Below are 2827 nucleotides of genomic sequence, written 5' to 3' on the forward strand. Positions count from 1 at the left end.
TTACCTACGTAATGCAAGGGCGTCTGGGGGATGCCTCTGGCTTCTGGTGGCGATGAAGGACGTGGCAAGCGACGAAACGCTTAGGGGACCCGCTGGCAGGGGCTGATCCTAAGGTGTCCGAATGGGGCAACCCACTGATTTGAAGAATCAGTACCCTACGGGGGGCAAACGCGGAGAACTGAAACATCTAAGTACCCGCAGGAAAAGAAAACAACATGTGATTCCGGTAGTAGTGGCGAGCGAGGCCGGAAGAGCCCAAACCAGTTCCGTTACGGCGGAGTTGGGGTAGTAGGAGCTGACATCAAGCTGACAAACGAACCGAAAGTCTTTGGGAAAAGACACCGCAGAGGGTGAGAGTCCCGTACGGGTCAGGGCGTTAGTGGGTCGGATATCCTGAGTAGGGGGGAACCGGAGAAATTCCCTCTGAATCTGCCGGCACCATCCGGTAAGGCTAAATACATCCAGAAGACCGATAGAGAATAGTACCGTGAGGGAACGGTGAAAAGCACGGGGAGTACCCGGGTGAAATAGACCCTGAAACCAGGCGCTTACAAGCGGTCGGAGCACACGGTGTTGTGTGACGGCGTGCCTTTTGCATAATGAGCCTACGAGTTACCATTGCTGGCGAGGTTAATTCTCTTAAGGGAAGCAGCCGAAGCGAAAGCGAGTCTGAACAGGGCGTTGAGTCAGCAGGGGTAGACGCGAAACTTGGTGATCTATCCCTGGCCAGGTTGAAGGGGTGGTAACACACCCTGGAGGACCGAACCGATAAGCGTTGAAAAGCTTCCGGATGAGCTGGGGATAGGGGTGAAAGGCCAATCAAACTGAGAAATAGCTCGTACTCTCCGAAATGTTTTTAGGAACAGCGTTACGTGTTACTGTCTGCGAGGTAGAGCGACCAACAGGATGCGGGGGAGTCACATCCTACCAACTTCTGATGAACTCCGAATGCGCAGAGAGGTGCGTGGCAGTGAGGGCTTGGGTGCTAAGGTCCAAGTCCGAGAGGGGAACAACCCAGACCATCATCTAAGGTCCCCAAGTGTGTGCTAAGTTGAACAAAGGTGGTCCGGCTGCTGAGACAGCCAGGAGGTTAGCTTGGAAGCAGCTATTCCTTTAAAGAGTGCGTAACAGCTCACTGGTCGAGCGGGGCGGGCATCGATAATAACCGGGCATCAAGCACACCACCGAAGGTATGGACATACACTTAGAGTGTATTGTGGTAGGAGAGCATTCTATGGGGGGAGAAGTTGTGGCGTGAGCCATGGTGGACCGCATAGAAAAGCAAATGTAGGCATAAGTAACGATAATGGGGGTGAGAACCCCCCACACCGAAAGGCTAAGGTTTCCTCCGCGATGGCAGTCATCGGAGGGTTAGTCGGGGTCTAAGGGCGATCGGAAACGAGAAGTCTGAGGGGAGTGAGGTTAATATTCCTCAACTGGCTATGCAGGTAGCAAGATGACGGAGCTGTGTGGGTACTGCGTCCTGACGGAAATGGGCGCTGAGCGGAGGTTTCGGCCGAAGCGAAGTACTGAAATGGCTTCCAAGAAAAGTCTTGGTGCGTTAAGCGTATAGCTACCCGTACCGCAAACCGACACAGGTAGCCGGGAAGAATATTCTAAGGTGCACGAATGAATCATGGTTAAGGAACTCGGCAAAATGACCCTGTAACTTCGGGATAAGGGGGGCCTACTCAGTGATGGGAGGCTGCAGAGAAGAGGCCCAGGCGACTGTTTACCAAAAACACAGGACTCTGCCAAAATGAAAGTTGACGCATAGGGTCTGACACCTGCCCGGTGCTGGAAGGTTAAGGGGGGAGCTTAGTCGCAAGGCGAAGGTTTGAACTGAAGCCCCAGTAAACGGCGGCCGTAACTATAACGGTCCTAAGGTAGCGAAATTCCTTGTCGGGTAAGTTCCGACCTGCACGAATGGTGTAACGATCTGGGCGCTGTCTCAACCATGAGTTCGGTGAAATTGTAGTAGCGGTGAAGATGCCGCTTACCCGCCACGGGACGGAAAGACCCCGTGCACCTTTACTATAGCTTAACATGGATAGCTGGTCAGGCATGTGTAGGATAGGCGGGAGGATGTGAAGTGGTGTCGCCAGGCATCGTGGATCCAACCTTGAAATACCGCCCTTGGCTGACCGGCTGTCTAACCCTTTGAGGGGACAGTGTTTGGTGGGTAGTTTGACTGGGGTGGTCACCTCCGAAAGGGTAACGGAGGTTTCCCAAGGTTTGCTCATGCCGGACGGTAATCGGCAGTGGAGTGCAATAGCAGAAGCAAGCTTGACAGTGAGGCCGACCAGCCGATCTGGGACGAAAGTCGGGTATAGTGATCCGGTGGTTCCGCATGGAAGGGCCATCGCTCAAAGGATAAAAGGTACGCCGGGGATAACAGGCTGATCTCCCCCAAGAGCTCACATCGACGGGGAGGTTTGGCACCTCGATGTCGGCTCGTCACATCCTGGGGCTGGAGAAGGTTCCAAGGGTTCGGCTGTTCGCCGATTAAAGTGGCACGCGAGCTGGGTTCAGAACGTCGTGAGACAGTTCGGTCCCTATCTGTGGTGGGCGTATGAACATTGACGGGATCTGTCCTTAGTACGAGAGGACCGGGATGGACTCACCGCTGGCGAATCGGTTGTTTGGCCGCAGGCACGGCCGAGTAGCTACGTGGGGAATAGATAAGCGCTGAAGGCATCTAAGTGCGAAACTAGCCTGAAGATGAGTGTTCAGAGTAAGGGGTGTTGTAGACGACGACGTTGATAGGCGGCAGGTGTAGGCTGAGAGATCAGTAGAGCTGAGCCGTACTAATGACCCCGGGAGCGTA

1 rRNA gene is annotated in these 2827 nt (G+C 54.3%); it reads left to right on the forward strand.

The features are described 5' to 3' along the window. Positions 1–7: 7 nt before the first annotated feature. A 23S ribosomal RNA gene (locus tag ACYVD4_RS31895) occupies positions 8–2827 on the forward strand.

The organism is Spirosoma daeguense, assembly GCF_054776875.1.